Raw genomic sequence first — 4,333 nt, 5'->3', positions numbered from 1 at the left:
AGCGGGGCGTGCAACGAGCCGCCGACATCCTGCTGCGCGAGGTGTCATCCACGCTCGCGCTGCTCGGTGTCAACCGCGTCGCCGACCTGGGGCCCCATCACCTGCGGATTCGTCAGAGCGGAAGGTAGTTCCGAACGTGGACGTCATCGAGTACACGCCCTCGCGTGAGCAGTACGCGTACACCTTCGGAGGTGTCGCCCCCGCCATGCGCGTCAAGCCTGGCAGCGCCCTGCGGCTCTGGTCCGACGACGCCTTCGGCGGCGCCCTGCGCAGCGTCGACGACCTCTCGAGCGCCAAGGTGGACCTTCGCTTCGTCAACCCGCAGACCGGCCCCTTCTACGTCGAGGGGGCCGAGCCCGGCGACACGCTGGTGCTTCATCTCGTTGCCCTCGAGCCGGCCCGCGACTGGGGCGCCTCGGCGGCGATCCCGTTCTTCGGCGGCATGACGAGCACCGACCGGGTCGTCACCCTGCAGGATGCCCTCCCGGACACGACCTGGATCTACGAGCTCGACCGGGACCGTCGCACCGTGGCCTTCGCCGCGCGGCACAGTGACCACCGCATCGAGCTCCCCCTCGAGCCGATGCTCGGGACCGTCGGCGTCGCGCCAGCCGGGAACGAGGTGCGCTCGTCCCTGGTCCCCGACCGGTTCGGGGGCAACATGGACACCCCGCAGATGCGCGCCGGCTCGACCGTCTTCCTCGGCGTCAACGTCGAAGGAGCCCTCTTCTCGATCGGGGACGGCCACTACAGGCAGGGCGAGGGCGAGGCCTGCGGCACGGCCGTCGAAGGCGCGATGACGACGACCCTGATCGTGGACCTCATCAAGGGCGGTGCACCCGGGTGGCCGCGCATCGAGGACGACACGCACTGGATGACGATCGGGTCGAGCCGGCCCATGGAGGACTCATGGCGGATCGCCAACGCCGAGCTCGTCCACTGGGTGGCCCAGCTACACAGCCTGAACACCATGGACGCCTATCAGCTCTGCTCGCAGATCGCCGAGGTCCCCGTCGCCAACGTCGTCGACGCCAACTACAGCGTCGTCGTCAAGGCGGCCAAGGCGCTGCTCCCTCCCGCCGATGCCTTCGACGGGATCCACGCGGACCTCCGGGCACGAGCCCGTTCACTAGGCACGGTGTGACCCTGCCACCCCCGCACACCACCTCCACATCCAAGCCCCCCACCAAAGGACCAGCACCATGGATCTGCAGCTGACGGACAAGCGCGTCCTCGTCACCGGAGGGACCCGCGGCATCGGGCTCGCGATCGTCGGGGCCTTCCTCGACGAGGGCGCCACCGTCGCCTACTGCGCCCGGAACGCCGACGCGACCACGAGAACGCAGGAGGCCCTCGAGGGCCGCGGAAAGGCCGTCGGCTCGGCTGTCGACGTAGGTGACGGCGAGGCACTTGCTGCCTGGGTCGACCAGTCCGCCGAGGCGTTCGGTGGAATCGACTGCGTCGTCGCCAACGTCAGCGCGCTCGCCATCCCGGACACCGAGGAGAACTGGCAGCTCAGCCTCAACGTCGACGTCATGCACACCGTCCGGCTGGTCCGCGCCGCCATGCCGCACCTCGAACGCAGCGACGCAGCGTCGATCATTGCGATCTCCAGCGTGTCCGGACGCGAGTCGGACTTCGCCTCGGGTCCGTACGGCACCGCCAAGACCGCCATCGTCGGCTACATCCACGGCCTCGCCATGCAGCTGGCCGACAAGGGAATCCGCGCCAACACCGTCTCACCGGGGAACACCTACTTCGAGGGCGGCGTCTGGGAGAGCATCGAGACCGGTGATCCGGGGCTCTTCGAGACAGCCGTGAACCTCAACCCGACCGGGCACATGGGCACCCCGGAGGAGATCGCGGCACCGGTCGTCTTCCTCGCCAGCCCGGTGGCCAGCCGCATCAGCGGCACGAACCTCGTCGTCGACGGCGCGCTGACCCGAGGAATCCAGCTGTAGGAACCGTACGAACAGCGCGGCCGAGGAGTCAGTCGGGCAGGCGGGTGCCGGTGAGCTTCTCGGCCACGGCCCACAGGGACGCGGCGAGCTCGGGCTTGCGGGCCGAGCGGGGCTGAGTCACGAGGGTCACCGGACCACCCATCCCGAACCGGCCGCCGGGGCCGTAGAAGGCGCCCTGGGTGGCGGTCGGGTCGGCGATCGCGCGCAGCAGCGGCTCGGTGCCCTGCTCCACCTCCTGGACGGGGAGCACCGAGATGCGGGTGTAGAGCGGCGGCTTGGCATCCTCGCGGCCGAGGCTCGCGCCGGCCATCTGCAGGTTGGTCCGCGTGTAGCCGGGGTGGGCGAGCGTGCTGACCAGCGGCCAGTCGCGCTCGGTCGCCACCCGCGCCAGCTGCAGGGCGAAGAGGCTGTCGGCGAGCTTGGACTGGGAGTACGAGCGCCACGGGCTCCACCGACGCGTCCGCCACTGGAGGTCGGCGAAGTCGATCGTGCCGAATGCCGCGGCGCCACTCGTCATCGTCGCGACCCGAGGCCGATCGCCGGCGAGCACGAGCGGCAGCAGGAGGTTCGTCAGCGCGAAGGGCCCGAGGAAGTTGGTGCCGAGCTGCAGCTCGAACCCGTCCACGGTCTCGAACCGCCTCGGCGGCGCCATGACGCCGGCGTTGTTGACGAGCACGTCGATCGGCCGCCCCTCCGCCAGCATCTCGCCGGCGAAGGACCGCACCGACGCGAGGTCGGCGAGGTCGAGGCGGCGGACCGTCACCGAGGCGTCGGGGGTGTCCACGAGGATCTCCGCACGGGCGGCGTCTCCCTTGTCGGTGGAGCGCACCGCCATGACGATGTCGGCGCCGGCGGCCGACAGGCGTCGGGCCGCCTCCTTGCCGGTGCCGCTGTTGCTGCCGGTGACGACGACGTGCCGGCCGGTGAGGTCGGGGAGCTGGTCCATGCGCGGGTGCCTCTCTGAGGGATGCCGGCCGGGTGTGCCACGGCGTGGGCGGGACTGCTGCGGGGTCGATCCTTGATGACAACGCCCGAGCATGCCGCGGGATGCCCGAGCCCGCCGTATGCCGTTGGGCTGCGTGAGTCCGCTCGCTCTCCGGGTACGGGCGGGGTCGTAGGCTGGACGAGCCGGATGCGCAGGAGGTGGCGCCGTGTCCGTGACGCAGTGGCGAGAAGAGTGGACCGACCCGGAGTGGGCCACGCTCCGGCTCGCGCCGGTGTGGGTCCTGAACGCCATCGCCGGCCGCGTCCGCTTCGACGCCGACGAGCGCGCTGCCTTCTGGGACGCGGTGACCGATGCGGCTCTGCGCAGCACCGGCCCCGGCCGGGAGCTGCTCAGCACGGCAGCGGCCGACCGCCGGTGGCTCTTCGACGAGTTCGAGCTCGACGGGCGGCCTGTCGTCTCCGGCCTGCTGTCGGTGACGCGCCTGCTCGAACGCATGAGCCCCGAGACCCGCGACGACGTCAGGGCCACCATCCTGCGGGTCGGAGAGTCGGTCGCCCGCGCCCGCGGCCCCTTCGGGCGACGGATGACCCTGGAGGACGAGCAGACCATGCTGCTCGTCGAGCAGCTCCTCCAGACCTCCGCCGAGGAGGCCGACGACAACCCGCTCGACTCCACCACCGCCATCTGAGATCGGGCTGACCCGGCCGTCGACGCCCCTGGTGCCGGCGGGAGTGGCCCACCCGGCATACGGGTACGGGGCGGGCATACGATCGGCCGGTGGGCGAGGTCGAGCAGGCGGCCGATCGCCCGCTACGAACGTGCCCGCACGCCCGGGCAGGAAGGACGCAGGGGAAACCTCATGTCTGACAAGCAGATCGGTCAGGCCCTCCGGGCCAACCTCAGCCGGCGCTCCCTCTTCGCGCTCGGCGGCGCGGCCGCGGTGACCGGTGCCCTGGCAGCCTGCGGCAGCAACACGGGGCGCGAGCCGGCAGCCACCGGCGGCGCGAGCGGTGGCGGCAGCGGGCCCACGCTCAACCAGTGGTACCACCAGTACGGCGAGGCCGGCACCCAGCAGGCCGTCGAGAAGTACGCCGCGGCGTACAAGGACGCCACCGTCAAGGTGAGCTGGAAGCCGGGCGACTACGACCAGTCGACGGCCGCCTCGCTGCTGACCGACGCCGGTCCCGACGTGTTCGAGTACGGCAACGGCCCGACCATCGACATGATCAAGGGCGGCCAGGTCGTCGACCTCACCGACCTGCTCGGTGACACCAAGTCCGACTTCAACCCGAGCATGCTCGAGCGGATGACCTACCAGGGCAAGACGTATGCCATCCCGCAGGTCATCGACATGCAGCTGCTCGTCTACCGCAAGTCGATGCTCGACAAGGCCGGCATCACGCCGCCGCAGACCATCGACGAGCTG

At 70.8% G+C, this 4,333-nt stretch carries 5 protein-coding genes; 4 read left to right on the top strand and 1 reads right to left on the bottom strand.

Features of this window, described 5'->3' with window-relative positions; genetic code table 11:
• Nucleotides 1-136 precede the first annotated feature (136 nt).
• Nucleotides 137-1,144: an acetamidase/formamidase family protein gene (locus ABD194_RS19395; protein WP_343994542.1), complete on the top strand. Its 1,008-nt coding sequence runs from the start codon at nucleotides 137-139 to the stop codon at nucleotides 1,142-1,144.
• 58 nt (nucleotides 1,145-1,202) lie between these two features.
• Entirely contained in the window at nucleotides 1,203-1,961 is a 759-nt protein-coding gene (locus ABD194_RS19390; protein ID WP_343994540.1) for an SDR family NAD(P)-dependent oxidoreductase, read from the top strand.
• Nucleotides 1,962-1,989: 28 nt separating this feature from the next.
• Here ABD194_RS19390 and ABD194_RS19385 read toward each other — a convergent pair whose 3' ends face one another.
• A complete protein-coding gene (locus ABD194_RS19385) occupies nucleotides 1,990-2,907 on the bottom strand; it encodes an SDR family oxidoreductase (RefSeq protein WP_343994538.1) in 918 nt (305 codons plus the stop codon).
• 205 nt (nucleotides 2,908-3,112) lie between these two features.
• Between ABD194_RS19385 and ABD194_RS19380 the strand changes: the two genes are divergently transcribed.
• The gene (locus tag ABD194_RS19380; RefSeq protein WP_343994536.1) at nucleotides 3,113-3,595 is read left to right on the top strand and encodes a hypothetical protein; all 483 of its coding nucleotides are present in this window, start codon (nucleotides 3,113-3,115) and stop codon (nucleotides 3,593-3,595) included.
• Nucleotides 3,596-3,766: 171 nt separating this feature from the next.
• Nucleotides 3,767-4,333: ABC transporter substrate-binding protein (locus ABD194_RS19375; RefSeq protein ID WP_343994534.1), on the top strand; the 567-nt coding region annotated here is incomplete at its 3' end.

This window comes from Terrabacter terrae (assembly GCF_039529575.1).
GTDB classification, from domain to species: Bacteria; Actinomycetota; Actinomycetes; order Actinomycetales; family Dermatophilaceae; genus Terrabacter; species Terrabacter terrae.
This window is presented reverse-complemented; position numbering and strand designations above follow the sequence as displayed.